At 30.6% G+C, this 25,875-nt stretch carries 28 protein-coding genes; 11 read left to right on the top strand and 17 right to left on the bottom strand.

The features are described from left to right. Positions 1-2: 2 nt before the first annotated feature. Positions 3-704: a response regulator transcription factor gene (locus ACH5TX_RS10570; RefSeq protein ID WP_439337435.1), complete on the top strand. Its 702-nt coding sequence runs from the start codon at positions 3-5 to the stop codon at positions 702-704. 118 nt (positions 705-822) lie between these two features. Here ACH5TX_RS10570 and ACH5TX_RS10565 read toward each other — a convergent pair whose 3' ends face one another. From ACH5TX_RS10565 to ACH5TX_RS10540, 6 genes are all read right to left on the bottom strand, one after another. Next, entirely contained in the window at positions 823-1,311 is a 489-nt protein-coding gene (locus ACH5TX_RS10565; protein WP_439339471.1) for a P-loop nucleotide/nucleoside kinase family protein, read from the bottom strand. 89 nt (positions 1,312-1,400) lie between these two features. Continuing rightward, positions 1,401-2,057 (bottom strand): alpha/beta hydrolase, encoded by a 657-nt coding sequence (locus tag ACH5TX_RS10560; RefSeq protein WP_439339470.1) that lies wholly within the window; start codon positions 2,055-2,057, stop codon positions 1,401-1,403. Between the two features lie 3 nt (positions 2,058-2,060). Then, positions 2,061-2,399 (bottom strand): hypothetical protein, encoded by a 339-nt coding sequence (locus ACH5TX_RS10555; protein ID WP_439339469.1) that lies wholly within the window; start codon positions 2,397-2,399, stop codon positions 2,061-2,063. 4 nt (positions 2,400-2,403) lie between these two features. After that, on the bottom strand, positions 2,404-3,657 hold the full coding sequence (locus ACH5TX_RS10550) for a dihydroorotase (protein WP_439339468.1): 1,254 nt from the start codon (positions 3,655-3,657) through the stop codon (positions 2,404-2,406). Further along, positions 3,654-5,579: a vWA domain-containing protein gene (locus ACH5TX_RS10545; protein ID WP_439339467.1), complete on the bottom strand. Its 1,926-nt coding sequence runs from the start codon at positions 5,577-5,579 to the stop codon at positions 3,654-3,656. Before ACH5TX_RS10545 ends, ACH5TX_RS10550 begins: the two co-directional genes overlap by 4 nt. Positions 5,580-5,638: 59 nt before the next feature. Next, positions 5,639-6,646, bottom strand: a complete 1,008-nt coding sequence (locus tag ACH5TX_RS10540) for a glycosyltransferase family 2 protein (protein ID WP_439339466.1) — start codon at positions 6,644-6,646, stop codon at positions 5,639-5,641. Between the two features lie 86 nt (positions 6,647-6,732). On the opposite strand from ACH5TX_RS10540, the gene ACH5TX_RS10535 reads away from it, so the two are divergent. Continuing rightward, a complete protein-coding gene (locus tag ACH5TX_RS10535) occupies positions 6,733-8,625 on the top strand; it encodes a M61 family metallopeptidase (protein ID WP_439339465.1) in 1,893 nt (630 codons plus the stop codon). 298 nt (positions 8,626-8,923) lie between these two features. On the opposite strand, the gene ACH5TX_RS10530 is transcribed toward ACH5TX_RS10535, so the two are convergent. From ACH5TX_RS10530 to ACH5TX_RS10520, 3 genes are read right to left on the bottom strand one after another with little or no spacing between them, the layout of a single operon-like run. After that, a complete protein-coding gene (locus ACH5TX_RS10530) occupies positions 8,924-9,688 on the bottom strand; it encodes a TIGR02757 family protein (RefSeq protein WP_439339464.1) in 765 nt (254 codons plus the stop codon). A gap of 5 nt (positions 9,689-9,693) precedes the next feature. Beyond that, positions 9,694-10,725, bottom strand: coding sequence for a hypothetical protein (locus ACH5TX_RS10525; RefSeq protein WP_439339463.1), 1,032 nt, complete (start codon positions 10,723-10,725; stop codon positions 9,694-9,696). 58 nt (positions 10,726-10,783) lie between these two features. Next, positions 10,784-11,449, bottom strand: a complete 666-nt coding sequence (locus tag ACH5TX_RS10520) for an ABC transporter ATP-binding protein (protein ID WP_439339462.1) — start codon at positions 11,447-11,449, stop codon at positions 10,784-10,786. Positions 11,450-11,560: 111 nt separating this feature from the next. On the opposite strand from ACH5TX_RS10520, the gene folE reads away from it, so the two are divergent. Continuing rightward, complete coding sequence (folE, locus tag ACH5TX_RS10515; RefSeq protein WP_439337450.1) at positions 11,561-12,148, top strand: GTP cyclohydrolase I FolE; 588 nt, start codon at positions 11,561-11,563, stop codon at positions 12,146-12,148. Between the two features lie 74 nt (positions 12,149-12,222). Next, positions 12,223-12,498, top strand: a complete 276-nt coding sequence (locus ACH5TX_RS10510; protein ID WP_439339461.1) for a hypothetical protein — start codon at positions 12,223-12,225, stop codon at positions 12,496-12,498. A 37-nt stretch (positions 12,499-12,535) separates the two neighbouring features. On the opposite strand, the gene ACH5TX_RS10505 is transcribed toward ACH5TX_RS10510, so the two are convergent. From ACH5TX_RS10505 to ACH5TX_RS10470, 8 genes are all read right to left on the bottom strand, one after another. After that, entirely contained in the window at positions 12,536-14,785 is a 2,250-nt protein-coding gene (locus tag ACH5TX_RS10505) for a TonB-dependent receptor (RefSeq protein ID WP_439339460.1), read from the bottom strand. 53 nt (positions 14,786-14,838) lie between these two features. Then, entirely contained in the window at positions 14,839-15,180 is a 342-nt protein-coding gene (locus ACH5TX_RS10500; protein ID WP_439339459.1) for a hypothetical protein, read from the bottom strand. Positions 15,181-15,186: 6 nt separating this feature from the next. Further along, positions 15,187-15,489, bottom strand: a complete 303-nt coding sequence (locus ACH5TX_RS10495; RefSeq protein WP_439339458.1) for a DUF6787 family protein — start codon at positions 15,487-15,489, stop codon at positions 15,187-15,189. Positions 15,490-15,524: 35 nt separating this feature from the next. After that, on the bottom strand, positions 15,525-15,962 hold the full coding sequence (locus tag ACH5TX_RS10490; protein ID WP_439339457.1) for a DUF6146 family protein: 438 nt from the start codon (positions 15,960-15,962) through the stop codon (positions 15,525-15,527). Between the two features lie 227 nt (positions 15,963-16,189). After that, positions 16,190-16,825 (bottom strand): DUF937 domain-containing protein, encoded by a 636-nt coding sequence (locus tag ACH5TX_RS10485; protein ID WP_439339456.1) that lies wholly within the window; start codon positions 16,823-16,825, stop codon positions 16,190-16,192. Between the two features lie 119 nt (positions 16,826-16,944). Beyond that, positions 16,945-17,895 (bottom strand): D-2-hydroxyacid dehydrogenase, encoded by a 951-nt coding sequence (locus tag ACH5TX_RS10480; RefSeq protein WP_439339455.1) that lies wholly within the window; start codon positions 17,893-17,895, stop codon positions 16,945-16,947. A gap of 100 nt (positions 17,896-17,995) precedes the next feature. Then, entirely contained in the window at positions 17,996-19,060 is a 1,065-nt protein-coding gene (serC, locus tag ACH5TX_RS10475; protein ID WP_439339454.1) for a 3-phosphoserine/phosphohydroxythreonine transaminase, read from the bottom strand. A gap of 76 nt (positions 19,061-19,136) precedes the next feature. After that, positions 19,137-20,195 carry an acyl-CoA reductase gene (locus tag ACH5TX_RS10470; RefSeq protein ID WP_439339453.1) on the bottom strand — a complete coding sequence of 353 codons (1,059 nt, stop codon included), beginning with the start codon at positions 20,193-20,195 and terminating at the stop codon, positions 19,137-19,139. Positions 20,196-20,262: 67 nt separating this feature from the next. On the opposite strand from ACH5TX_RS10470, the gene ACH5TX_RS10465 reads away from it, so the two are divergent. The 7 genes from ACH5TX_RS10465 to ACH5TX_RS10435 all read left to right on the top strand — a co-directional run bounded on the left by ACH5TX_RS10465 (position 20,263) and on the right by ACH5TX_RS10435 (position 25,824). Next, positions 20,263-20,616 (top strand): 4Fe-4S dicluster domain-containing protein, encoded by a 354-nt coding sequence (locus ACH5TX_RS10465; RefSeq protein ID WP_439337461.1) that lies wholly within the window; start codon positions 20,263-20,265, stop codon positions 20,614-20,616. Positions 20,617-20,773: 157 nt separating this feature from the next. Beyond that, entirely contained in the window at positions 20,774-21,772 is a 999-nt protein-coding gene (locus ACH5TX_RS10460) for a Gfo/Idh/MocA family protein (protein ID WP_439339452.1), read from the top strand. Positions 21,773-21,841: 69 nt separating this feature from the next. Next, entirely contained in the window at positions 21,842-22,342 is a 501-nt protein-coding gene (locus ACH5TX_RS10455; protein ID WP_439339451.1) for a hypothetical protein, read from the top strand. Positions 22,343-22,371: 29 nt separating this feature from the next. Continuing rightward, complete coding sequence (locus ACH5TX_RS10450; protein ID WP_439339450.1) at positions 22,372-22,977, top strand: thiamine diphosphokinase; 606 nt, start codon at positions 22,372-22,374, stop codon at positions 22,975-22,977. Between the two features lie 168 nt (positions 22,978-23,145). Further along, positions 23,146-24,240: a redox-regulated ATPase YchF gene (gene ychF / locus ACH5TX_RS10445; protein WP_439339449.1), complete on the top strand. Its 1,095-nt coding sequence runs from the start codon at positions 23,146-23,148 to the stop codon at positions 24,238-24,240. Positions 24,241-24,318: 78 nt separating this feature from the next. Further along, on the top strand, positions 24,319-24,777 hold the full coding sequence (locus ACH5TX_RS10440; RefSeq protein WP_439339448.1) for an SRPBCC family protein: 459 nt from the start codon (positions 24,319-24,321) through the stop codon (positions 24,775-24,777). Positions 24,778-24,927: 150 nt separating this feature from the next. Next, positions 24,928-25,824 carry a DMT family transporter gene (locus tag ACH5TX_RS10435; protein WP_439339447.1) on the top strand — a complete coding sequence of 299 codons (897 nt, stop codon included), beginning with the start codon at positions 24,928-24,930 and terminating at the stop codon, positions 25,822-25,824. The last annotated feature ends 51 nt before the right edge of the window (positions 25,825-25,875 follow it).

Here is a 25,875-nt window from a genome sequence, read left to right as displayed (position 1 = left end):
CTATGGAAGCACAAAACAAGAAAATTTTATTAGTTGAAGACGATCCTAACTTCGGAACGGTTCTTAAAGATTATTTAATGATGAATGATTACGATGTTGTTCATGCAAAAAATGGGATGGAAGGATTTGAAAAGTTTAAAAAAGACGATTTCGATTTATGTATTCTTGATGTTATGATGCCTTATAAAGATGGGTTTACATTGGCTAAAGAAATCCGTGAAAAAAATACCGATGTACCTATTGTATTTTTAACGGCCAAAACCATGAAAGAAGATGTTTTAAAAGGTTATAAAGTTGGTGCAGACGATTATTTAAATAAGCCATTTGATAGCGAAGTGCTATTAATGAAAATAAAAGCTATTATACAGCGTAAGGCAACAGAAACAATATCTGATAGTAAACAGTTTGAATTTAAAATTGGTCGTTTCGATTTAAATTCTAAATTACGTTTCTTAAAATTTGATGGAGGAGATCCTGTTAAATTATCACCAAAAGAAAATGAATTATTACGTTTATTAGCGTTACATGAAAACGATTTAATGCCACGAGAATTGGCTTTAACTAAAATATGGAGAGACGATAATTATTTTACTTCTCGTAGTATGGATGTGTATATTGCTAAATTACGTAAGTACTTAAAATTAGACGAAAAAGTAGAAATACTTAATATACACGGTGAAGGTTTTAGATTGGTAGTTAACTAATAATCTTAGTCTATAAAGATCATAAAAAAAATCCAGCTTTTGCTGGATTTTTTTTTGTCTTTTTTCGTTAAAAATCAGAGGTTTCGTTTTACCGATTTATATGAGTTATTACACTTTTTTACTCTACAATTGTTATTCCTCCAATCATTTCTTTTTCAGTAGGTTTTTCAAACCAGTTTTCCATAAAGTCAAAATTCTCTTTACTCACTTCAAATTCAAAAGTATCTCCTTTTTCTGTGTTTCTTTTTATGACTCTATTCAGTCGAGTTTCTTTTGATATATCCAAAAAGTGTATAGTTAAATCGTAGTTGTTTAAATCTGCAAACTTTCTGAATTTTTCACGATGTTCAAATTTTGAAAGTCCTAAATCGAGTATTGAATCAATTTTTGAGTTTTCTAATTGATTAACTAAACTCATAATCATTTTTTCTGCTCTTTCTATTCTTTCGAGAAACCATTCGAGTCCGTCATCCGGTTTTTTATCTTCAAGAAATAGTGTTTTATTCCATTTGTCAATTGAAAAAATAATCCCATTGGTTTTCTCTTTCAATTCATTTGAATATGTTGTTTTTCCTGAGCCTGTATTTCCAACTATTAAGTGAATCATTTTGTGTTTTATCAAATGTGAGACAATAACAATGTTAAACGAAATTATCTAAAATTTCCTGTAATGTTAAGTAGAAATAAAAATTGCTATTATAAACGTTTACTCAACCAATCTTTAAGCTCATAAAAGTTTTGTGGAGCTACACCATGCCCCACAGGGAATTCAGAATACTTATGAATAATGTTTAAACCTTTTAAAAATGGAGGTGTTTGTTGAGCCCATTGTACAGGTATTACTTGGTCTACACTACCATGTGAACAATAAAAATCTAAATTAGAATAGTCTTTTTGGTTTATATCATCAGGGAATAAATCTTGATTTATATAACCACTTAAAGCGACAATGTTTTTAATTTTTTCAGGATATGTTAAAGCTACAGCATAACTTAAAATACTCCCTTGGCTAAAACCTAAAAGAGAAACACTTTCTTTATTAACAGGATAGGTTGCAATAGCTTCATCAATAAATTTAGAAATTAAATCGCGAGATTCTATTGCTTGTTCGTTATCGCTCCATTTACCTTTGTCGGCATCAAAATTAATAGCATACCAAGCATTTCCGTATGGTTGTAATGTATAAGGTGCTTTTACAGAAATAATAAAAAGTTCTTCGGGTAACTCGTTAGCAAACGAAAATAAATCGTTTTCATCGCTTCCATAACCATGCAATAATATTAATAATGGTGCATTTTCGGTTAATGAAGATTTACGAATAATATGTTGTAGTGATAGTGATGTATTTACCATGTTTTAGTTGCCCAAGTTTGCAAAAATTTTTTGATAGTATGCTCCAACTAAAGGAACTTCTTGTGTTTTTCTTCCTAGAGCACCAGTAAATCCGTAAAAGAAAAGTACCGCGAAGAATAGATAAAAACTAGAACTAACTAACCAACTATCAAAGATTCCAATAATATATCCTAAAGCCCAAAAAGTAAGCCATAAACCTAATGATTGCCTAATATGAAAACTAGCAAAATCACTTTTTTTATGCTCTTCTTTATTCATATAAAAAGCAATAATAACTCCTATAATAGTTATATAGCTAATAATGGCATTTTGCCGTCCTCTTTCAATATCTTGATTTGTCATTATTTTAATTTAAAACTATTTTATTGTTTGCAATAATTCCATAAACATGTCCTTTTAAAGTCTCACCTTCAAAAATGGCATTTTTAGATTTAGAAACAATGTTATTTTTTGAAAACGTATATTTAGTATCAGGATTAAAGAGGCTTATGTTTGCCTTATTTCCTATGTTTATAGGTGTGCTTTCTATACCAAACCTTGTTTTTCCTTTACTTAGAAGTTCTATGGTTTTCTTGATGGTAAATATAGAATTAAGCGCACCAAAAGCACTTTCTAAACCAATAGTACCATAAGCGGCATGGTCAAATTCTATTTTTTTGTGTTCTATATCTATAGGATTGTGATCGCTCGTTACCATGTCAATGGTTCCGTCTTTTACAGCTTCAATTAAGGCGTCTACGTCTGCTTTGGTACGGAGAGGCGGTAACACTTTAAAATGCGTGTTAAAATCACTTAATACATCATCTGAGAAAAATAAATTATGAATAGCCACACTGCAACTCACATTTAATTTTTTCTTTTTGGCTTCTCTTATTAGTTCAACCGATTTTGCTGTAGAAATAGTTGGAATATGTAATTTTCCACTAGTGTATTCTAACAGAAATAAATCGCGTGCAATTTGAAGTTCTTCAGCAAGTGCTGGGTTTCCTTTTAATCCAAGTTTTGTGCTGGTTATATGTTCGTTCATAACCCCATGACCAGCTATTTTGTTTTCCTGAGGAAATGAATAAACTAAGCCATCAAAATTACTAGCATATTGCAAAGCAATTTTCATAAGGTTTGGGTTGCTAATAGGTTTTTGGTAATCTGAAAACGCTACGGCACCAGCAGTATTCATATCGTAAAGTTCGGCCAAATCAATGCCTTTACTGCCTACTGTAAGTGCTCCAATAGGTAGCAAGGTTACTGCATTATTACTGGCTTTAGCATTTACAAAAGTAATATCTGAATTAGAATCTATTACCGGATTGGTATTCGCATTCATAGCAACAGCTGTAAAACCAGAAATTGCGGCAGTTTTTAGTCCGTTTTTTATAGTGTCACGTTCTTCAAAACCAGGCTCTCCAAAACAAACACTACTATCAAACCAACCTTGAGATATATGGAGGTTTTCTAATGTTATTTCTTGATAATTGTTTGGGTTTTTAATGGTGCTGGCAATCTTAGTAATCACGCCATTTTCAATTAATAAATCTTGAGTTGTATTGTGAAACTCGCTTTTAGAATCTATAATTGTGGCAGACTTTATAAGTATGTTCATTTAAAATATTTTAAGATGAGCATTTCAATAATTAATAACGCTAATGCAAAAATAACAAACCATTTCCATAGCGCATTAATTTTTGTATCACTTTTTATAGTATCGAATGTTTTTGTAATAGAATCGCTAAGTATAATGTGTTTAAGATTTGTTAGGTCTTTGTAAACCAAATAACTTTCATTTCTACTGTAATTATAGCTTACGTTTTTAATCGTTACATCGTTGTTTTTTACAGCATAAATGTTAGCCAAATTAGGCGATTCAGAAGTTTTTATAACAACTTTATTATTAAAATAGCGCTGTTCTGGTATTATGTTAGCATCATTATTTGTAAGCGATAAAACAGCATCTTGTTTTAGTTGTGTACTTACATCAAAGCTGTTGTTTTTGCCAATGGTATAATATAATTCAGGAATTTTAAAACTTTGTTTTCCAATATTATATAAGGTCGGAACAATTAGAGGGGAATTTTTAAAATTTGAATTGTCCTTATTTAAAGCTGAAGTAAAAATGAAAGCATGACTATTTTGAAATAAAAAAGGGTTTCCATCTTCATATTTTAAGACGTTTGAAGCATGCTTCAATTTAGTACTAAAGAAGCTGTTTACTTTTGGATATTGAAAATTACTCACTTGTTTTTCAAAAACACCATTACTATATAAAGGATGTGAATAATTAATAGTTGTAATGCGTTTTTCGGTTTTAATTAGCCTGTTAAAAGAAGCTTGGTAATTTGCTAATAGTGAGTTGTATGAAGTATTTGTTATGTCTTTTGACGGAATTATAACAAGTGTGCCGTCTTGATTAGTAAATGATTTTATAGCAGGAATTAACGCATTTGGAATACTACTTAATTCATTTAAAATAATAAGGTTTTGAGATTCTAATAGATTATAGTTTAATTGATTTTCTGTTGTTGAAGTATAATTAAATTCATCATTAGTGTAAATGCGTTTTAAAAAGGAATCATCTGTCGTATTTATTGCTAACACATTTATTTTAGAGCTATTATTAATATTAAAATACAAGGTGTTATCAAATTGTAAGTTGGTGTCATCAATGGTTATTTTTCCATTTATCACTTTGTTTGCAGGAATAGAAAAAGTAGTATTAGCTTCCTTATTAATAGATACCGAAGTTTTAGCAATTAAAGTATCATTACTAAAGAGTGAGACCGGTAAGTTTTCAACTGTAGAACCATTATTTTTTAAAATAACTTTTAAGTTAATGGTAGTAGCCGTTTTTTCAGAAACAAAAATACTGTCAACTGAAATATTATGCGTGTTTACAGGTTGTAATTTTACAAAATGAATATAGGTTAATGTGTCTTTTTCAATAGTCAATGGTTTTCCGTTTTCTTGAAAATCAGAAATAAATATTAAGTTTTTTAAACTGTTTCCTTGTTTATTAAAAAAGGTATTACTTTTTAATAAAGCAGCTTGTGTTGTTAAGCTATTAGGTGAGTAACTAAGCTGTAATAATTCGTTTTTTATGGCATTAATAGTCGTGTTTCTATAAACTTTATCGTTTGTAATTATCGAGATGTTTTCGGTTTCAGGAACATTGCTTATAATATCTTGAACTGCACGTTTTAATAATTCACCTTGACTTCCTTTTGCTTGCATGCTAAAAGAATTGTCTAAATAAATAACCGTTTCTTTTTTAGTTTTAAATGTATTCGCTTTAGATGTAAAAGGTTGTGCAAATGCTATAATAATTGCAGCGAGTAGTAATAGCCTAGTTAAAAGAATAAGCCATTTTTTTATTTGCGAACTTTTGCGGGTTTGTAATGTAGCTTCTTTTAAAAAAGCGACATTGGTAAAAGGTACTTTTTGAAACTTCCTTAATTGAAATAAATGAACAATAATAGGAATGAGCAGTAAAAATAAAGCGTAAAGAAGTTCGGGGTGTTTAAACTGCATTTCTTTTTAGATTTTTCAAATATAGAAAATGAAAATGAATTATTAGATGTTTAACGAAATTAACAAAAGAAAATATAATCTTCAATAGGTTGCATTTTCAATTTGTTCATATAATCTTTAATTTCAATTTGTGCCGTTTTATTAGCAACTGTAATTATGCTTTGCGGATTCTCAATCGTTTCTAAAGCACTAAAAGGCAGTAAAATGTTGCCGTAAATATCTCGTCCTATTTTATTTGGGTTATCGCAAATCCATTGAAAAGGGACTTGTTTTTCAATTAGTTTTTTTGCAATTGTTTTGCCTTTATTACCTGCTCCCCAAACTATTAATGTTTTATTTGGATTATAATCGAGTTCTAAAAAATAATACAGCTTTAAATCTATAAAATGATTTTCTGCATAATGTTTATGCGTTCTAGAAGTTCTAGTGTTGTAATCGCGCCAATCATGTAAAACAGTATCACAAGGAATGCATTTGTAATTATGTTTGTAAAACCGAAAGGCTAAATCGTAATCTTCAGGATATCTATCAGGATTAAAAGCATCACAAGCAATTAAATCGCTTTTGTAAACCATCCAACAAGGAGATGGAATGACACATTCTTTATAAATTTCAGAATAATTAGTACCTGTTTTAGTTAATTGGTTCAACCAAACCTCATAACTTTTGTAACCATCTTTAATCCCTGCTTCAGAAAAATAATTAACTAAACCAACAGCAATATGCTGTTTACCGTGTTTTAATAAATTAGCGACTAAAATTTCTAATTTGTTTGGAAGCATGATATCATCGCTATCCATTCTCGTAATAAATTCGCCAGTACTTTGTAAAAAGGCCAGTTTTAAAGCATCAATAATGCCGCTGCCAGAATTTTTTAAAAGTTTGATTCTATTATCTTTTTTAGCGTAATTTTCAACAATATTATAGCTTGTATCTGTAGAGCCATCATCAACTATTAAAAGCTCCCAATTGGTATAGGTTTGTTTTAAAATAGATTGAAGACAATCAGCTAAATAAGCTTCAGTATTTTTAAACGGGATTAATATGCTTACCAAAGTTTTTTGCATGATGCGAATTTAACAAAACCTTAAGAATATAGGGCGTAACATAGTGGTATTTTGCACGTCAATTTAAAAAAGCAAAATATAATTCCATGAATTCAAAAACATTAGCAGCAGTATTTGCTGGTATTTTATTAGCTAGTTGTAATTCTACAAAGAATAATTCTAACGACTTAGCAACTAGTTTGCCTATAGAAGCTTCAATTAATTTATCTCAAATTCAAGATGATAAAGCTCCTGTAACTATTAATCCAGGACGTTTTACGGTAGAAACAGTTACTTACCGCTTACCAAGAGTGATACCAGGAACGTATTCTGTAAGTGATTTTGGGAAATATATTGATGCTTTTAAAGCTTACGATTATAAAGGCAATGAAATGGCAGTATCTAGAATAGATGATAATACTTGGACTATTACTAATGCGAAGCAATTAGATAAAATCACCTATTTGGTTAACGATACTTTTGATATTGAAAAAGAAGGCGGTATAGGTAAAGATACTCCGTTCTCTCCTGCAGGAACTAATATTGAGCCAGAAAACGATGTGGTTAACTTGCATGGTTTTGTTGGATATTTTGATTCATTAAAAAACAATCAATATAAATTAGATGTTACAGCACCAACCGATTTTGTTCGTACCTCTGCATTGCAAAGTATTGGCACAAAAACTAGCGACGATGGTAAAAACACAACTAGCACATATTTAGCAACTAGATATTTTGATATTACAGATAACCCAATGTTTTATGGTAATTTGGATGTTGAAGAGTTTCAAGTTGGCGATATTAAAATTGTTTTAAGTGTATATTCACCAAACAAAGTACATACTGTAGCATCAATAAAGCCAACAGTTTTTAAAATGATGAAAGCTCAAAAAGCATTTTTAGGAGATATTAATAGTACACCTAGATATGATATTTTCCTTTATTTATCAGAGGGGAAAGAAGATTCTCCAAAAGGATTTGGAGCTTTAGAACATCACAAATCTACAGTTGTTGTTTTACCTGAAGCAATGCCTGCAGAAGCTTTAGCAAAAAGCATGACAGATGTAGTGTCTCATGAGTTTTTTCATATAGTAACACCATTAAGTGTGCATTCTGAAGATGTACATTATTTCGATTATAATAAGCCTACATTCTCAAAACATTTATGGATGTATGAAGGGGTAACCGAGTATTTTGCTACTTTATTTCAAGTAAGTGAAGGCTTAGTTGATGAAAATGCATTTTATAGTAAAATAATGGAGAAGATTGAAAGATCTAAGACATTAAATGATACAATGAGTTTCACAGTTATGAGTGAAAACGTATTAAATGCACCGTATAAAGACCAGTATTTAAATGTGTATCAAAAAGGTGCTTTAATAGGGATGTGTATTGATATTTTAATGCGTGAAGAAAGTAATGGACAACGAGGTATTCTATATTTAATGAAAGAGTTGTCAAATAAATACGGAAAGAACAAACCATTTGAAGATGATAAACTTATAGATGAAATTACGGCTATGACTTACCCATCAATTGGTGAATTTTTAAACACTTATGTTGTTGGAGATACTCCAATTAATTATAACGAGTTTTTCGAAAAAGTTGGCTTAGAAATAGGAGAAGGTAAAGTAGAAGCTAATTACCTTATAATGGATGGCGCTCCTATTGTTAGTGGAGATCCGCAAAAAGGAACCATCTTTTTTACAGATAAAGTTTTAGATAACAGTTTTTGGGCAGAACAAGGAGCACAACCAAACGATGTTATAAAATCTATAGATGGTACGGCGCTTACTATGCAAAATGCAAATCAATTACTACAAGCTGTATTTATGTGGAAACCAGGCATGGATGTAGAAGTAAAGCTTGATAGAGCAGGAGAAGAGGTTGTTATAAAAACCAGGACTACACAAGGTTATACAACAGGAAAAGGATTGATGCCTAAAGCAGATGCAACCGATGCTCAAAAAGCATTACGTGACGCTTGGTTAAAAGGATAACAGATTTAAGAATTATAATTATAGATTAACGATTGATGCACTTATAAGTTTGTCAATCGTTTTTTTTATGGCGTTACCCAAAAGGGTCGCGCTTTCCTCTATATCTTTTTTAAAACCTCGTGGCGAGAAGCAAGGACAAGATTATCTGTTAATTTTTAGTGTTTATTAAGTTTGTAGTCTTTCAGTTTAAAAAAGGATGCCGCATCAAATGCGAAGCATTCATGATTTCCTTAATTTAAAATAGCAATCAATGAATAATCGCTAACGCAGTTAGATTAACTAAATAAGATGCTTGATGTTAAAACCCTTCAAAAACACCCAAGCCAAACAGAGCAAAATCATATTTTACAGGATCTTTAGCATCTAGTTTTCTTAATGAAGTGTCTAATTCTGCTAAAGCTTTACCATCATTCTGCTTTCTTTTTAATAAACCTAACTTTCTAGCAACATTACCAGAATGTACATCTAAGGGGCAAGATAATAGAGCAGGCGATAGGCTATTCCAAATGCCAAAGTCTACACCAGTATTATCATTTCTAACCATCCAACGTAAAAACATGTTAATACGTTTTGCTGCCGAATTTTTTAACGGATCACTTACATGTTTCTGAGTTCTTTTTAGATGCTCTATTTCAAAAAAGGTTTGTTTAAATTCAGAAATAGCATTTTGCATCGTACCTTTTTCAACATGCTTCGCAAACAGATTTTCTAAACCATCATGGTTTTTATAAATATGCTGTAACGATTTAATAAACTGAATACAATCATCTCCATTAAAAGTTCTGTGTACAAAAGTGAGAAGTTTTTCTAAATCGGTTTCTTTATGATTCATTACAAAATCATAAGGCGAATTATCTAATAGTACCATCAAGCGTTTGGCATTATTAATAATGCTTTTACGGTTTCCCCAAGAAATGGTTGCAGTTAAAAATCCTGAAATTTCAATATCTTCTTTTAAATTAAATTGATGTGGAATTTGAATAGGATCGCTTTCAATAAACTTTGGATTGTTGTATTGAATAACTTTGGCTTCGAGAAATTCTTTTAGTTCGGCTTTATTCAATTTTTTTATAATTTAATTCCGAATTTACAACCTAATGAATAGTTGAAAAAGGATTTTTTGTTATAGTTTTTGAAATCTCTATAATCGAAAAGAGCAAAATCATCAGGGAAATCAAGCCTATGAATAGATTTGTCATACTCTAAATTTAAATGATTAAATTTTTTAACTCTCACACCAAAACCAGAATAAAAATCTAAATATGTTTTTTTACCTAATAGTACTATTAATCCGTATTTTAAGTTAACAATAGTTACGTTTTTTTTAGTTGCAAAATCATCTGTTATATAATTATACTCGTTAGGAGAATTGTTTCTTTCACTATAATTTATATAATCATTATACTGATTTTTTATGACACGAAGTTCTATTCCTAAATATTCATTTGAATGTACATTATTTGTTAAATTAATACCATTGTACCATTTTGTTTCTAATCTATAAAGTAATCCTTTATTTTTCAAATATGAAATGTTATAATCTTGATTAGGAATATTGGTGTATTTAATACCATATTCGGCACTTAAACTAATGTTGTCTTTAATAAAATATTCTGCTCCAAGTGTAAGCGCAGGCATAGAAAACACATCTATAGCTTGTAAAGGTGAGGTGTAAAGAAATAATGTGTTTTTAGGTAAACGTGTTATCTTTTTATTACTTAACACTATTTTATTTGAAATACTATCTGTTATAAAATGTAAATTGTGTTTATAAGTAAAACGTTTGTCGTTTGTAAAATCGACTAGCATGCCTAATCCGTACGTGTAGTTAAGATTAAGCCAAAAGAGGAAAGATGTTTTTCGTTTTAAGGAGAAATTTTCTTTAAGGCTGTCTTTTAAAATTGTAAATTCTAACGGCTTTTTTGAACGAATAGGGTGTATCTTTATTCGTTCTTTATTAATAGTAATAGTATCGCTATTATATATTAATTGACTTTCTTTATCAGTAGTAATATTTACAGAAGTTGTTTTTTTGTTAAAAACGGTAGCACAAGAATTTAATAATAAAATTATTAGTACTATGAATACTGATTTTTTCATATTTGTTTTTAACAATTAGATGGCTTTTACTCTTTTTGGTTGCGTAAATAAAAGTTATTTAACTGTTAACTATATTGCCATCAACCATAACAAGTTTTCTATCTGCTAAATTGGCTAGTTCTTCATTATGAGTAACAATGACGAAGGTTTGTCCAAACTCATCGCGAAGTTTAAAAAATAGGCTGTGTAAGTTTTCAGCAGATTCACTATCAAGGTTTCCTGAAGGTTCATCGGCAAAAATTAAAGCAGGGTTATTAATTAAAGCTCGAGCCACAGCAACACGTTGTTGCTCACCACCAGACAATTCGTTTGGTTTATGGCTGTATCGATGTGATAATCCTAAGAAATCTAAAAGTTCTTTGGCGCGTTTTTCAGCATCAGCTTTTTTTGTGCCTTTAATAAAAGCAGGCAAGCAAACATTTTCTAAAGCTGTAAATTCAGGTAATAATTGATGAAATTGAAAGATGAAACCAATATGTTCATTTCTAAATTTGGCTAAAGCTTTATCGTTAAGAGAGCTTATATCAATATTGTTTATGCTAAGTTGAAAATCTTCCTTTTTATAAGCTCTATCTAAAGTGCCTAATATTTGTAATAAGGTTGTTTTTCCGGCACCCGATGCACCTACAATAGAAATAACTTCGCCTTTTTTTATATGAATATCTACACCTTTTAAAACCTGTAAATCGCCGTAGTATTTATGAATGTTTTTTGCTTGAATCATTTGTAATAAATAAGAGCTGTGAATTTACTACTTTAAGCTGTGATGTACAATTAAGAATTGTTTTTATTGTTAAGTCCAATATATCCTTTATATTTAGTTAAAAAATAAATAATGCCATATAAACAGTTTGAAGAGTATAATATTAAGGTGACCGATGATGTTAAAGACCGATATAAAAATATTATAGAAGATTTAGGAGAAAATACAGAACGAGAAGGCTTGGTTAAAACACCAGAGCGTGCAGCAAAAGCTATGCAGTTTTTAACACAGGGATACAACCAAGACCCGGTTGAGATTCTTAAAGGTGCTATGTTTAAAGAATCTTATAACGAAATGGTTATTGTTAAAGATATCGAGTTGTATTCGCTTTGCGAACATCATATTTTGCCGTTTTTCGGAAAAGTACATATAGCATATATACCCAATGGTTATATTGTTGGTTTAAGTAAATTACCAAGAATTGTAGATGTGTTTGCAAGACGTTTACAAGTGCAAGAACGCTTAACCGAGCAAATTTTAGATTGTATAAATGATACTTTAAAGCCACAAGGTGTGGCTGTTGTAATTGAAGCATCACACATGTGTATGATGATGCGAGGTGTACAAAAACAAAGTTCTACAACAACAACTTCAGGGTTTAGAGGGCAGTTTGAAAAAATTGAAACAAGAAACGAATTTTTAAAGCTAATTGGTAAATAGTTTTGGTATGTTTATTGTTTAATATGATGTATAAAGATTTCCTTTTTTTTAGGAAATAATAAAAAAAATATTGAATGAATAAATACAAAAAACTAATTATAGGGATTCTCTTTGACGCACTCGGTTTTGTGTCTTTTATAATCCCTGGAATAGGAGAGTTCTCAGATATTGTTTGGGCGCCACTTTCTGGGTGGTTAATGACAAAATTATATAAAGGGAAATCTGGAAAAATTGCAGGTGTTATAACTTTTGTAGAAGAAGCACTCCCAGGATTTGATGTGATTCCAACTTTTACTTTAATGTGGATTTACACTTATGTTTTCAATTCCGAAAAGAAAACTAAAAAATAAAAAAAGAGGTCTTAAAATTTTAAGACCTCTTTTTAATTTATAATTGATATTTAATACCAATATTTATATTTCTTCCCATATTAAAAATACCATCAGGTTTTAAACGAGATAGATGATTTATATAGGTTTTATCGGTTAAATTAGTTCCCGATACAGTTATTGTTGCTTCATTATTAAATAGCTTAATGCTGCCTCCAAGTCCAGCACTTAATAAATTATAACCATTAGTTGCTGTTTCAAAAAGACTTGCATTGTTTTGTTTAAATGTAGACTTTAGTTTTATAAAAGCATAGCCACTTTCTATCCATGGTTTTTCAAATTCAACTCTTAATGTATTGCTTAACGAGTTTGCAGGAATTAAAGGTAAATACATGTCGTTATTTTGTTTACCAGTTACAGTTTCAAAACTAGATTCAATATGTAACCAATGTATAGGGTGCGGATGTATGTGTAATCCAATTTCTCCTCCATATAAATTAGCATCATTTTGTAAATAGTTGTAAACGGGATCTCCATCAATAGTGCTTCCATCTGGTGATAGAAATATATAGTTATTAATGCTGTTGTAAAATCCGTTTACATAAAATTCTAGATGTTCATTTTGAAACTCTAACGCTAAATCCGATTGAAAATTTTGTTCGGTATCTAAATCTGGATTCCCAATTTCGTAACGGTTAGTACCTTCATGTGACCCATCAGATGTTAACTCTGCTAAGTTAGGTGCTCTAAAACCGGATGCTAAATTTAAACGCGCTGTTATGTTATTAGTAATATTGGTTTTAAAACCTAAGGCACCATTAAAACTATTAAAATCCTTATTTAAATTAGTACCTGCATCAATATTTCTATTATCAAAACGTGCACCTAGTTGAATGTCTATTTTTTCAAAGTGAACGTGAGATGTTGCCAAAATACCAATGTCGTTTGTTGTAGCATCTGGTATTAATTCTTCTTCGCCGTAGTTGGTGTTTATTTGGTTCATACCTTGAACCCCAACTATAGTTTCAAATTTACCTAATTTAGGTAGGGTATACTTAATATCGTAATTAGCTGTTTTTAACTTCATGTGAAGTGCAGCTTCAAGAACTTCTTCTTCCTCATGGTCTTCATCCTCATGGTCCTCGTCTTCGTGTTCTTCACCTTCATGATCTTCATCTTCATGATGATGATGTTCTTCAAATTCTTTTCTATCATTATAGATGTATCCTAAATTGATATCTAATTTAGAATTATCAAAAAATAGTGTCGATTTAGAGCTAAACACATGATTTGTAATGTTCTGATAAGGTAATAAAGGCGTTCTACTAATAGATTGTTCACCTATTTCTTCAGGAATTCCTAGTTTAGAATTGTTTACATTATAACGAAAATCTGTTTTAAACGCATTTTTTTGATAACCTATGCCTGCTTTAAAATCTTGTTCTTTAAAACGGGTATTGGTAACTCTATAATCTTTAGTTTTATAATCTGAGTGTTCGGTAATATTTCCTCGAAATAAAAATTTAAAGTGATCGCTAGACGATTTAACACCTGCATTAGTGCTATAACCTTGTGTATTGCTATAATAATTACCGCTAAAATCTGCTTTAGCACTATTGCTTTGAGCAAATTTTTCAGGATTTAAATAGAGTACACCTCCAAGAGCATCGCTACCATAAAGTAGAGATGCAGGGCCTTTAATAACTTCTACGCTTTCTACACCACTGCTGTTAAGTCCTAAACCATGCTCATCTCCAAATTGCTGGTTTTCTAAACGAACCCCTTGTGTATAAACTAAAACTCTATTAGACGACAAACCACGTATTACAGGTTTGCCTATACTCATACCTGTTGTTACACTTTCTACACCTGCAATATTTGTAATACCATCAGCTAAGTTAAGAGCACCCTTAGAGTTTAAATCTTTAACAGAAGCTTGTTCAACCTTCATTACGTTTTCACTTTGAAGCTTATGAAAAGGGGTTGATATTATAACACTTTCCATTTCTATGGCAGAAGGTTCTAAACTAATAGTTAACTTTTCAGAGTTTGGTAAGGTTACATTTATAGATTGTGTTTTATAACCAATAAAAGAAATGATTATTTTATAAGTTCCATTTGGGATATTGGAAATCGTATAAGCTCCTTTTTCGTTCGTTGTTGCTCCTTTTTCAAGTTGAGGAAGGTAAATGTTGGCAAAAATAATAGGTTCGTTTGTATTTTTATCTGTAACAATTCCTTGTAAATTATTTTGTGCGTAAATAGATGATACTGCTAGTAATAGCAATATGTTTAATAATATTTTCATATTTGTATTTTAATTAATTTAATATTTTTTTCTGAAAAGATTCAGAACTAATGTTATACTAAATTAATTTGAGGAGGGCCGCGTAGTGAAGTTTGTAAGCGTTGATAATCACTTAAAAATTGATATTGTGATACACTTTTTAAATGTTTTTCTTTAGGAGAAAATAAGCTGAAATCAAAAAATGTAAGCGTGTAGTTATTATTGTTTAATTTGAATTTGTAAAAATCACAATCAGTATTTAATTCATGTAAATGTGTAGATTTTTCACCTAAACAAATATCATGTTCATGATGCGCAAAAATGTGAGCAAATTTTAATGCAGTAGGAACTAATAAAGTAGCAACCAAACTTAAGGTTACTATTTTAAATACGATATGTTCCTTTATTGTTTGCATTAATAATTAATCAACAAAACGTTTTAAGCCTATTCTACGAAGCATTTTCTTTTCAAAATTCCAGAAAAATTTATGTTGACCAAATAACCAGCCAAAGCAAACTAGCATAATTTGATACATAATAAATAAAAGTACTATGCGTACAACCCAATAACCTAGTGTTGTAAATGTTTCAGGTGAAATGTTTAAGTAAGCTAAAATAGGTTTTCCAATTAAAGAGGCTGTAGATCCAGTGATAGCAAATACTATAAAAATGACAATAATTTGCCAATTATGTTCAATACCCCAACGTTCCTTTAATTTTTCCACAAAAATAATTTTGTGCAAAAATAGCTAAAAGACTTTTAAATTCTAGGAACAAAAGCGCCTAATCTTTGTTTATAAGTTAATTGAAAATATATAAAGTAATTATAGAGTTTATAATTTACTTCGTAACCGTAATCTATACCTTGTTGATAATCAATTTGCATTTCGTATAAATTAGGGTCGAATCTCATAGGTTGCAAGACTCTATTATTCCATTCTAAAACATATAGGTAATTTCTATTTTCTAAAAATTGTTGCGAATAAAAGCCTTCAGGCCTTGCTCTACTATTCAACCAAAAATTAAAACCAGGTTCTATAATGATAATTTCGTATTCTAACTCGTCATTAGAAATGCTTACAGTATCGCTAAGTTTAACGTTTTCTATTGTTTCATTTTTATTTGAAGCTGTTTTTTTTGTTATATTACAACTAAAAATAAAGAGACCAATTAATAATAATGATGCTAGTGTTTTCATATCTAAAGATTTTAATATTCTAGAACAAAGCTATTGGTTACTTATGTATTGTGAAACAAGCAATGAGTGAATACAACGTTTTAATTAGTAAAGTGACTTTGAATATGTATATATTAATACATAAATGTACAAAATTCAGTTTTTAAATACTTGTGTTTTATTGTTTTAAAGCAAAAAAAAGCCAAACAGTTAGGTTTGGCTTTTACTATATTTAAAAACAGGAATTATTATTTACCAAAAAGACCTCCTAGTAAACCACCAAGACCTCCTTTATTTTTATTACCTCCTAAAAGCATTCCAGCAACATCATCAACAACACTACCATCGCCATCTGCATCAAGAATAGATTCTATAAAGCTTTGTTCCTGTTGCGCAGAGCTTCCTCCAAGCAACCCTCCTAATAAATCGCCAATACCATTAGAAGAACTTACATTTTGCTGTTGTTTTTGTTTTCCTAAAACACCCATTAAAATTGGAGCAGCAACTTTTAATATGTTAGCTACCGAGCTAGCATCTAAACCAGATTTTTCTCCAATTACTTTTTGAACGCCTTGTTGTTTAGCTCCTAGTACGTGTCCTAATATTTTTTCTCCATCAGTTTTTACATCATCATCAACGCCACCACTAAATAATCCACCAAGGTTATCTAAAATGCTTCCATCGTGTTTTCCGTTTAAAGCTCCTAATAATCCTTCGGCACCTTGAGGTGTTGAAGCATTACGTTGCATAGCTTTCATTAAAACGGGTAAAGCCATAGTTAAAACGTTACTTGTTTTGTTTGTATCGTTTCCTGTTGATCCAGCTACTCCATTAATAATTGTTTTTCCTAAGTCGCTGCCTAATAAGTCTAAAATTCCTGACATAATTGTTTTGTTTTTATTTTAAAAAGATTTGTAAATAATGAGATTTCAATGTACAAAAAAAGTCCCAACTATTAGTTAGGACTCAATTAAATTGATTAGGTCACAATTTTATATCTTATTTACTTTAAGATGCTTATAATTTGTTCTGCTAATTCTGTACCAATTCTGTCTTGTGCTTCGTTAGTTGCAGCTCCAGTATGAGGTGTTAACGATAATGAAGAATTCATTAATAATTGCATTTCTGGCTTAGGTTCTTTTTCAAAAACATCTAAAGCAGCTCTTGCAACTTTACCACTTTCTATAGCTTTTACTAATGCTACTTCGTTAAGTACACCACCACGTGCTGCATTAGCAATAATAACACCATCTTTCATCATATTAAATTCTGCTTCATCAATAACATACTCTTTTTGAGCAGGAACGTGTAGTGTAATAAAATCGGCTTGTTTTAAAACATCTTCTTTAGAAATAGTTTCAATATCAAAGTTTACAGTTTGACCATCAAAAAAGTCTAACTCTAAATTTGCTTTTTCTAAAAACGGATCGAAAGCAATTACTTTCATTCCAGCACCTAAAGCAACTTTAGCAGTAGCTTGCCCAATACGACCAAAACCTAAAACACCTAAAGTTTTTCCTTTAAGCTCAGTTCCTTTTGCATACGCCTTCTTTAAGCCTTTAAAGTTACTATCTCCTTCAAGAGGCATATCTCTATTCGAGTTATGTAAAAAACGAGCTAAACCAAATAAATGTCCAAATACTAATTCGGCAACAGAGTGCGAAGAAGCAGCAGGCGTATTAATTACAGAAAGTCCTTTTTCTCTTGCATATTCTACATCGATATTATCCATACCAACACCACCACGACCAATAATTTTAATGCTTGGACAAGCATCAATAAGGTCTTGACGTACTGTTGTAGCACTACGTACAAGTAAAACAGTAATGTTGTTTTCGTTTATGTAGTTTATTAATTGTTCTTGAGCTACTGTAGTTGTGATAACTTCGAAACCACCTTTTTCTAAGGCATCGATACCACTTTGTGAAATACCATCGTTTGCTAATACTTTCATTTTATGACTTTTTTATTTCCGCGTAAGCGAAAACTTTAATAATTTATTTTATTCGTTTGAGTAAGCAATTGCAAATAGCGACTGATTACTACAAAACCTTTTAAGCTTTACTTTCTAATTCACTCATTACTTCTACAAGCGCTTTTACACTATCAAGAGGTAATGCATTGTACATAGATGCTCTATAACCACCTACACTTCTGTGTCCGTTAACACCACTTATACCAGCTTCTTTAAGCATGGTTTCAAATGTTTCTTTTAGATTTTCATTCACTAAATTGAAGGTTGCATTCATGTTTGAACGATCTTCTTTAGCAGCAAATCCTTTGAATAATGGATTTAAGTCTATTTCAGAATACATTACAGTTGCTTTCTTTTCATTTTCTTTTTCAATAGCAGCAATACCACCAAGACCTTTTAACCACTCTAGAGTTAACATAGATGTGTAAACAGCAAAAACAGGAGGAGTGTTAAACATGCTTCCTGCACCAATATGCTTTTTGTAATCCATGATAGATGGAATATTTCTAGATACTTTACCTAAAATATCTTCTTTAATTACAACTAACGTTGTACCTGCTGGTCCCATATTTTTTTGAGCACCTGCATAAATTAAATCGAATTGTGTAAAATCTAACTGACGTGAAAAAATATCACTACTCATATCACAAACCGTTGGAATATCACATTTTGGAAACGATTTCATTTGCGTTCCAAAAATAGTATTGTTTGATGTACAGTGAAAATAATCATAATCTGAAGGAATATCATATCCTTTAGGAATATAGTTAAAGTTAGCATCTTTAGAAGAAGCTACTTCGTAAATATCGTCTAAAATTTTAGCTTCGTTTATTGCTTTCTGACTCCAAGCTCCTGTATTTAAGTAACCAGCCCTTTTTTCTAAAAGATTCATAGCAACCATTAAAAACTGAGCACTAGCTCCACCTTGTAAAAATAAAGCTTTATAACCTTTTCCTTCTAAACCAAGAAGCTCTAAAACTAAAGCTCTTGCGTTTTCCATGATATCAACAAAATCTTTGCTTCTGTGTGATATTTCAATTAAAGATAACCCCGAATCATTGTAATCTATTATAGATTGAGAAGCTTTTAGTAAAACTTCTGGATGTAAAATACTTGGCCCTGCACTAAAGTTATGTTTTTTCATCTTATGTAGTAAAAATTAAGAAGCAAAGTTGCTAATTAATTGGGTATTTTTTGCTATAAAATCAATAATTTTTTCGTCAAATTGATAATAAAAATTCAATAGAATCGACACTATCCGCATAATCCCAAAGTTGAGGTTTTTGTGTGGCACCAAATGCAATTTCATTTTTAGTGAAATCTTTAGAAACTATACACTGAATTTTATTTTCATCGAGCTTCAATTTTTCCTTTAATTGATCTGTATTGTCATAAAATTCATAAAATAAAGTAGCTATTGGCGACGCATAGCTTTCATCTTCTTTAATCATAAAAAAACCATTTTCAAGCATATCGAATTCACTCATTAAATATACAGCTTTATTATAATCATAATTATTGGCGTATTTTGCTTTATCAACAATAGGATGCCAATGGTAAATAGCTTCAAAAAAAGCATCGAATTTATAGCCTTTTGGTACATATAATTTAGATACATTTCTGCAACCTAAACCATAATATCTAAAAATATCTTCCGAAAGGTTTTTTAAATCTTCGGTTGTTTCGTTTCCTGTTAACACTGCTACAGAATTCCTATTATTTCTAATTATAGATGGTTTTCCTTTAAAATAGTATTCAAAATAACGTGCAGTATTATTGCTACCCGTAGCAATAACAGCATCAAAATTTTCAATTTTAGATTCAGTAAAGGTTATTTGTCCTTTAAATTTAGGAGCAACATATTCTAAATATTTAGCTAAATAGGGTAGTAGGTGTTTATCGTTTGACGATTGTTTAACCAATACTTTATGACCAGAGATTAAAACAGATAAAAAATCATGAAACCCTACTAAAGGAATGTTTCCTGCCATAATAATGGCAACTTGCTTAGGTTCAGTTGTATTAATATTGTAAGGTGCTAGCCATTTACTTAAATTGGCTTGTGTTAAAAGCTCTGTCCAGCCTTTAATAGAAAACAGAATGTTTTCTTTAGTGAACCAACCATTGTATTCTTGAGCTAGTTTTAATTGATGTTTAAAACCGTCGAAGAATAAGTCGTTGTGTTCAATATTATCTCCTTTTTGAATAACTTCATTAGAAAATTGCTTTAAAAATTCTCCTAATTTTACAAAAGCATCAATTCTTTCTTGTAATTGCATTCTTAATTTGGTTATGAATGGTTTTGGCGTTATTTTTGCCACTGCAAAGTTAGAAAAAGAAAACGCTATGGCAATTATAATAACAGACGAATGTATAAATTGTGGTGCTTGTGAACCTGAGTGCCCAAATACAGCAATATATGAAGGTGCCGATGATTGGCGCTATAAAGATGGTACAAGCTTAACAGGTAAGGTGGTTTTAACTAATGGTACAGAGGTTGATGCAGAAGAACCTCAAGAGCCTGTAAGTGATGAACTTTACTATATTGTACCAGATAAATGTACAGAATGCAAAGGGTTTCATGATGAGCCTCAATGTGCAGCAGTTTGCCCTGTAGATTGTTGTGTGCCTGATGAAGATGTTGTAGAAACTGAAGAAGAGCTTTTAGCTAAACAACGTTTTATGCATCCAGAAGACTAACAATTGATAATTTACAATTGAAAATTTATAATGAATCCTGAGCTTTAAGCTTGGGATTTTTTTTTGATTAAAAATGAAATTGATTGAAGCGAATACTTTTATTGGATGCGAAAAATAAATTAACTTAGCTCGCTAGTACTATTTAATTAGAGAAATTATGATGAAAAAGGATACTATTAAATTTGTAATTATAGGAAGCGGAAACATTGCGTCAACCTATCTTTCTGCAATAAAAAATATTACAAATGCCGAAGTTGTTGGGATTGTATCTAGCAAAACCAATAAGCCAGAAGTGTTAAATCACCTTCCTTTTTTTAAAGCAATTTCTGAAATTACTATAAATTTTGATGCCGTTATTATTTGTACGCCTAATGGATTACATCATGTTAGTGCAATTGAAGCCGCAACGTTAGGAAAGCATGTGTTATGCGAAAAACCAATAGATATTACTTTAGAGTCTATTGACAAGATGATTGATTCATGTAAAGAGAATAATGTTAAGCTAGCAGTGGTTTATCAAAGACGCTATAGTTCAGATAATCCTATTGTAAAAAAGCTGATTGATGAAAATAAATTAGGAAAGATATTTTCGGTCGATTTGTCAATTAAAAATTATCGCGACGACAATTATTATAATTCCTCAGCTTATAGAGGAACGTATAATATTGATGGAGGCGGACCTTTTATTCAACAAGCATCACATTATATAGATTTATATTATTGGTATTTTGGCAAACCCGCTAAGTTGGTAAGTAAGTTAGGAACTTTTGTACATGATATTGAAGTTGAGGATCATGGTGCAGCTATTTGTGTTCATAATTCTGGTATGATTGCCACTATTACAGCATCAACAGCAGCCAAACCAGGGTTTCCTGCAAAAATGGAAATTTACACTAGCAAAGGTTATCTTATTTTAGAGAATGATGTTATTACTCATTGGGATATTGAAGGTTTAGACAATCCAACATCGGTAAAATCAAACGAAAACACGCATACTGGTGCTGCAACAGCATCTGTGAGTGATACTACAAACCACGAAACGGTTTTAAATAATTTTGTAGATGCTATAAATACAAATAGCGAACTGTTAGTATCTGGCGAATCTGCAAGAAATGCCACAGAAATTATTTTAGATATTTATAAAAATCAATTTTAATAGAAACTTTTTTATAAAGCCATTAAACCTTCTTGTAAAAACTAAGTCTTACACGAAAAATAAATAATAATGACAAATAAGTACATGCGAATTATTCATCGCTATCTAGGTTTTTTTCTAATAGGAATCATGACAGTTTATGCCTTAAGTGGTATTGTTTTAGTTTTTAGAGATACCGAATTTTTAAAAAGTGAAGTTCAAGTAGAAAAACAATTAAAGCCTAATATTAAGTCGGCAGATTTAGGAAGGCAATTACGTAAAAGGAATTTTAAAGTCTTGAAGGAAGAAAATAACCTTGTCTTTTTTGAGAACGGGCAATATGACAAGGAAACAGGTGTCGCTAAATATAAAAACAAGGAATTACCTTATGTACTTAATCAAATGACAAAACTTCATAAAGCGAGCTCGAAGCACCCTTTATATTGGTTGAATATATTTTCCGGAGTGTCTTTATTTTTCTTTGCTATTTCATCTTTTTGGATGTTTTTACCAAAAACCAAGATTTATAAAAAAGGATTGTATTTTACTTTTTTCGGAATGGTTCTAACCTTTATTTTGCTTTTTGTATAGATTAAAATGCTATTTGTATTTTTGTCTCAATGAATGAAAAGAAAGTATTTCTTCTTATAAATGGGGAACCACCAAATAAGATTCCAGATTTAACAAAGTATCATTTTGTTTGTGCAACAGATGGTGCGTATCAGTTTTTAGAAAAAAATAATATTACTCCTAATTTTATTAGTGGCGATTTTGATTCGGTAGAACGTCTTCCTGAACATATTGAAGTCATTCATACACCTAATCAAGACTACACAGATTTTGATAAAGTGTTGCAGATATTATTCGAAAGAGGGTATAAATCTATTCATGTTTTTGGTGCCAGTGGACAAGAACAAGATCATTTTTTAGGAAACTTACACACAGCCATTCAATGGAAAGAGAAACTCAATCTTACTTTTTTCGATAATTTTGGTTCTTATTTTTTAGCTGATACTCGTTTAGAATTATCTAATTGTAAAGGGAAAACAATATCGTTAGTGCCTTTTCCAACAGCAACGAACATTTTAACAAAAGGCTTACAATATCCTTTAAATAAGGAAACGCTTTCTTTTGGAAACAGAATAGGAACAAGAAATGTAGCTATTGATGATGATGTTGCTATTACTTTTGAAACAGGTAATTTATTTGTTTTTATCAATCAATAATAGATATATTTTTAGGTTATAAACTTATCGAATCTATATACTTTAAATAATTACGGAAATAACTACATTTGCACTCGCAAAACAGATTCCGCGAAAGCGATAATCTTTTTAGTAAAATTTAGCTATTAAAATATTTCCGTTTTCACGGAAATAAAAAATATAATTTCAATGAAAGCAGGCATCGTAGGATTACCAAACGTAGGGAAATCAACTTTATTTAATTGTTTATCTAACGCAAAAGCACAAAGCGCAAACTTCCCGTTTTGTACAATCGAACCTAATGTTGGAGTGGTAAATGTACCAGATCCTCGTTTAGAAAAGCTTGAAGAATTAGTAAATCCAGAACGCGTGCAACCTGCAACTGTAGAAATAGTTGATATTGCTGGATTAGTAAAAGGAGCAAGTAAAGGTGAAGGTTTAGGAAATCAGTTTTTAGCAAATATTAGAGAGACTGATGCTATTTTACATGTATTACGTTGTTTTGATAACGATAATATTGTGCATGTTGATGGTAATGTAAATCCTATTCGCGATAAGGAAACTATCGATATGGAATTGCAACTTAAAGATTTAGAAACCGTTGATAAAAAACTAGATAAAGTAAAACGTGCTGCTAAAACAGGTAATAAAGAAGCTCAAAAAGAAGAAGCGGTTTTGTTAAAACTAAAAGAAGGTTTAGAAGCAGGAATTTCTGTTAGAGCTATAGAATTTAGTGAAGAAGATGATATTGATTTTGTGAAACCATCTCAATTAATTACAGATAAGCCTGTTATGTATGTTTGTAATGTAGATGAAGGATCTGCAGTTTCAGGAAATGCTTATGTAGATTTAGTTAAAGAAACTGTAAAAGATGAAAATGCTGAGGTATTAGTTTTAGCTGTTGGAACAGAAGCTGATATTAATGAATTGGACGATTACGAAGAACGTCAAATGTTTTTACAAGATATAGGTTTAGAGGAAGCTGGGTCAGCTAAATTAATTCGTTCTGCTTATAAACTTTTAAATCAGCAAACTTATTTTACTGCCGGTGTAAAAGAAGTACGTGCTTGGACTGTAGATATTGGAGCAACAGCACCACAAGCAGCTGGTGTTATTCATACCGATTTTGAAAAAGGTTTTATTCGTGCCGAAGTTATTGGTTATGATGACTTTGCAAGCTATGGTAGTGAAGCTAAAGTAAAAGAAGCCGGAAAAATGCGTGTAGAAGGTAAAAATTACATCGTTAAAGACGGTGATGTGATGCATTTTTTGTTTAATGTGTAATTAAATTCGTGGTTTGTTGGTGTTTAGGTAAGAAATATTATATATTTGTGTTCCCCTCTCAACCGAAATATAATACAAATGCCTACAATTAAAATAAAAACTGAAATACATTCAGATAAGAAAAAGTGTTTTGATTTAGCTAGAAACATAGAATTGCATCAAGAATCATTAGAGTTTTCCGAAGAGAAAGCCATTGCAGGAAAAACAAAAGGACTTATAGGAAAAGATGAATGGGTGTGTTGGGAAGCAAAACATCTTGGTTTTGTACAGCATTTAACATCTAAAATAACCGAATTTGATGAGCCAAATTACTTTGTAGATGAGATGGTTATGGGAGCATTTAAATCATTTCGTCATGAGCATCGTTTTGAAGAAACAAATGCTGGAACTGAAATGATAGATGTTTTTCATTTTGAATCACCTTTAGGAATTTTAGGAAAAATTGCAAATACGCTTTTTTTAAAAAAGTATATGAAAAGTCTTTTAAAAACTAGAAGTCAGTTCTTAAAAGAAAAAGCAGAGGCTTTAGAAAAATAATTTTTGTCTGTATTTACTTCGATAATAAAGTGTTAGCTTAAAAAATAAGTTAGTAGTGTTTACTTATTTTGTTACGATATTATAACTTGAACATCGTAATTCTTCAATTTTAAAAATAGGCATTACATAACACAAACCTAAATTCGTACTATGCAAGCAAAAAGAAGTTTTTGGTATGGTGTAGCAATAGGAGTTTTAGGAATTGTTCTTTTTTCCTCAAAAGCCGTTATGGTGAAAATAGCCTATAATTACGAGGTAGACGCCATTAGTATATTATTACTTCGTATGTTGTTTTCTTTTCCGTTTTATGTAGTTATAGCTTATGTTTATGGTAAAAAGCATAGCGATTTAAAAGCAAAGAAAACGGATTACGCTTGGATTCTCTTTTTTGGTTTTGTTGGTTATTATTTAGCTAGTTATTTCGATTTTGTAGGACTTAGTTATATTAAAGCCAGTTTAGAACGTATAATACTCTTTATATATCCAACAATTGTAATTCTTTTAAATAAGTTCTTTTTAAAACAACCCATAAATAAAGTTCAGGCTGGAGCTATAGGGTTAACTTATTTAGGAATTATTATTGCTTTCTGGGATGAGGTTGTTATTTCTGGAACAGATACTTATTTAGGCGGTTTCTATATTTTATTAAGTGCTATAACGTATGCTTCATATTTAGTAGGTAGTGGTTGGTTAATTCCGAAATTTGGAGTTGTTAAATTCACAGCCTATGCTATGCTTGTTTCATGTGTTTGTGTTTTTATTCATTATGGTATTATTAACGAAGTAGATCTGTTCAGCTTTACTTGGCAAGTATATCTATTAGGATTTTTAATTGCTGTTTTTGCAACCGTTATTCCTTCTTTTTTAGTGTCAACTTCTATAAAAATGATTAGTTCGTCAAATTTTGCAATTGTAGCCGGTATTGGTCCAATTTCAACTATTATTTTGGCTGCTATTTTTTTAAATGAAAAACTGACTTTATTACAGTTATTTGGTGCTTTAATAGTTATTATTGGAATATTATTCGTCTCTATAAAAAAAAAGTAAAACATCAGTATAAAGGTTCTTAGCAATAACAAATCTATATTGTTAATTACT

The organism is Thalassobellus citreus (assembly GCF_044385915.1).
In the GTDB taxonomy this organism is placed as follows: Bacteria; Bacteroidota; Bacteroidia; order Flavobacteriales; family Flavobacteriaceae; genus Thalassobellus; species Thalassobellus citreus.
This window is presented reverse-complemented; position numbering and strand designations above follow the sequence as displayed.

Bases quoted from the DNA above. Each gene is read 5' to 3' on its own strand.
- ACH5TX_RS10550 (WP_439339468.1), bottom strand. From the start codon at position 3,657: ATGAACATACTTATAAAGTCTGCCACAATTATAGATTCTAAAAGCGAG.
- ACH5TX_RS10565 (WP_439339471.1), bottom strand. From the start codon at position 1,311: ATGATTCACTTAATAGTTGGAAATACAGGCTCAGGAAAAACAACATAT.
- ACH5TX_RS10545 (WP_439339467.1), bottom strand. From the start codon at position 5,579: ATGCAGTTTAAACACCCCGAACTTCTTTACGCTTTATTTTTACTGCTC.
- ACH5TX_RS10535 (WP_439339465.1), top strand. From the start codon at position 6,733: ATGAATTCAAAAACATTAGCAGCAGTATTTGCTGGTATTTTATTAGCT.
- ACH5TX_RS10500 (WP_439339459.1), bottom strand. From the start codon at position 15,180: ATGCAAACAATAAAGGAACATATCGTATTTAAAATAGTAACCTTAAGT.
- ACH5TX_RS10505 (WP_439339460.1), bottom strand. From the start codon at position 14,785: ATGAAAATATTATTAAACATATTGCTATTACTAGCAGTATCATCTATT.
- ACH5TX_RS10480 (WP_439339455.1), bottom strand. From the start codon at position 17,895: ATGAAAGTATTAGCAAACGATGGTATTTCACAAAGTGGTATCGATGCC.
- ACH5TX_RS10470 (WP_439339453.1), bottom strand. From the start codon at position 20,195: ATGCAATTACAAGAAAGAATTGATGCTTTTGTAAAATTAGGAGAATTT.
- ACH5TX_RS10520 (WP_439339462.1), bottom strand. From the start codon at position 11,449: ATGATTCAAGCAAAAAACATTCATAAATACTACGGCGATTTACAGGTT.
- ACH5TX_RS10560 (WP_439339470.1), bottom strand. From the start codon at position 2,057: ATGGTAAATACATCACTATCACTACAACATATTATTCGTAAATCTTCA.
- ACH5TX_RS10490 (WP_439339457.1), bottom strand. From the start codon at position 15,962: ATGAAAACACTAGCATCATTATTATTAATTGGTCTCTTTATTTTTAGT.
- ACH5TX_RS10540 (WP_439339466.1), bottom strand. From the start codon at position 6,646: ATGCAAAAAACTTTGGTAAGCATATTAATCCCGTTTAAAAATACTGAA.
- ACH5TX_RS10440 (WP_439339448.1), top strand. From the start codon at position 24,319: ATGCCTACAATTAAAATAAAAACTGAAATACATTCAGATAAGAAAAAG.
- ACH5TX_RS10525 (WP_439339463.1), bottom strand. From the start codon at position 10,725: ATGAAAAAATCAGTATTCATAGTACTAATAATTTTATTATTAAATTCT.
- ACH5TX_RS10435 (WP_439339447.1), top strand. From the start codon at position 24,928: ATGCAAGCAAAAAGAAGTTTTTGGTATGGTGTAGCAATAGGAGTTTTA.
- ACH5TX_RS10450 (WP_439339450.1), top strand. From the start codon at position 22,372: ATGAATGAAAAGAAAGTATTTCTTCTTATAAATGGGGAACCACCAAAT.
- folE (WP_439337450.1), top strand. From the start codon at position 11,561: ATGCCATATAAACAGTTTGAAGAGTATAATATTAAGGTGACCGATGAT.
- ACH5TX_RS10465 (WP_439337461.1), top strand. From the start codon at position 20,263: ATGGCAATTATAATAACAGACGAATGTATAAATTGTGGTGCTTGTGAA.
- ACH5TX_RS10555 (WP_439339469.1), bottom strand. From the start codon at position 2,399: ATGACAAATCAAGATATTGAAAGAGGACGGCAAAATGCCATTATTAGC.
- ychF (WP_439339449.1), top strand. From the start codon at position 23,146: ATGAAAGCAGGCATCGTAGGATTACCAAACGTAGGGAAATCAACTTTA.
- ACH5TX_RS10485 (WP_439339456.1), bottom strand. From the start codon at position 16,825: ATGTCAGGAATTTTAGACTTATTAGGCAGCGACTTAGGAAAAACAATT.
- ACH5TX_RS10455 (WP_439339451.1), top strand. From the start codon at position 21,842: ATGACAAATAAGTACATGCGAATTATTCATCGCTATCTAGGTTTTTTT.
- serC (WP_439339454.1), bottom strand. From the start codon at position 19,060: ATGAAAAAACATAACTTTAGTGCAGGGCCAAGTATTTTACATCCAGAA.
- ACH5TX_RS10460 (WP_439339452.1), top strand. From the start codon at position 20,774: ATGATGAAAAAGGATACTATTAAATTTGTAATTATAGGAAGCGGAAAC.
- ACH5TX_RS10570 (WP_439337435.1), top strand. From the start codon at position 3: ATGGAAGCACAAAACAAGAAAATTTTATTAGTTGAAGACGATCCTAAC.
- ACH5TX_RS10510 (WP_439339461.1), top strand. From the start codon at position 12,223: ATGAATAAATACAAAAAACTAATTATAGGGATTCTCTTTGACGCACTC.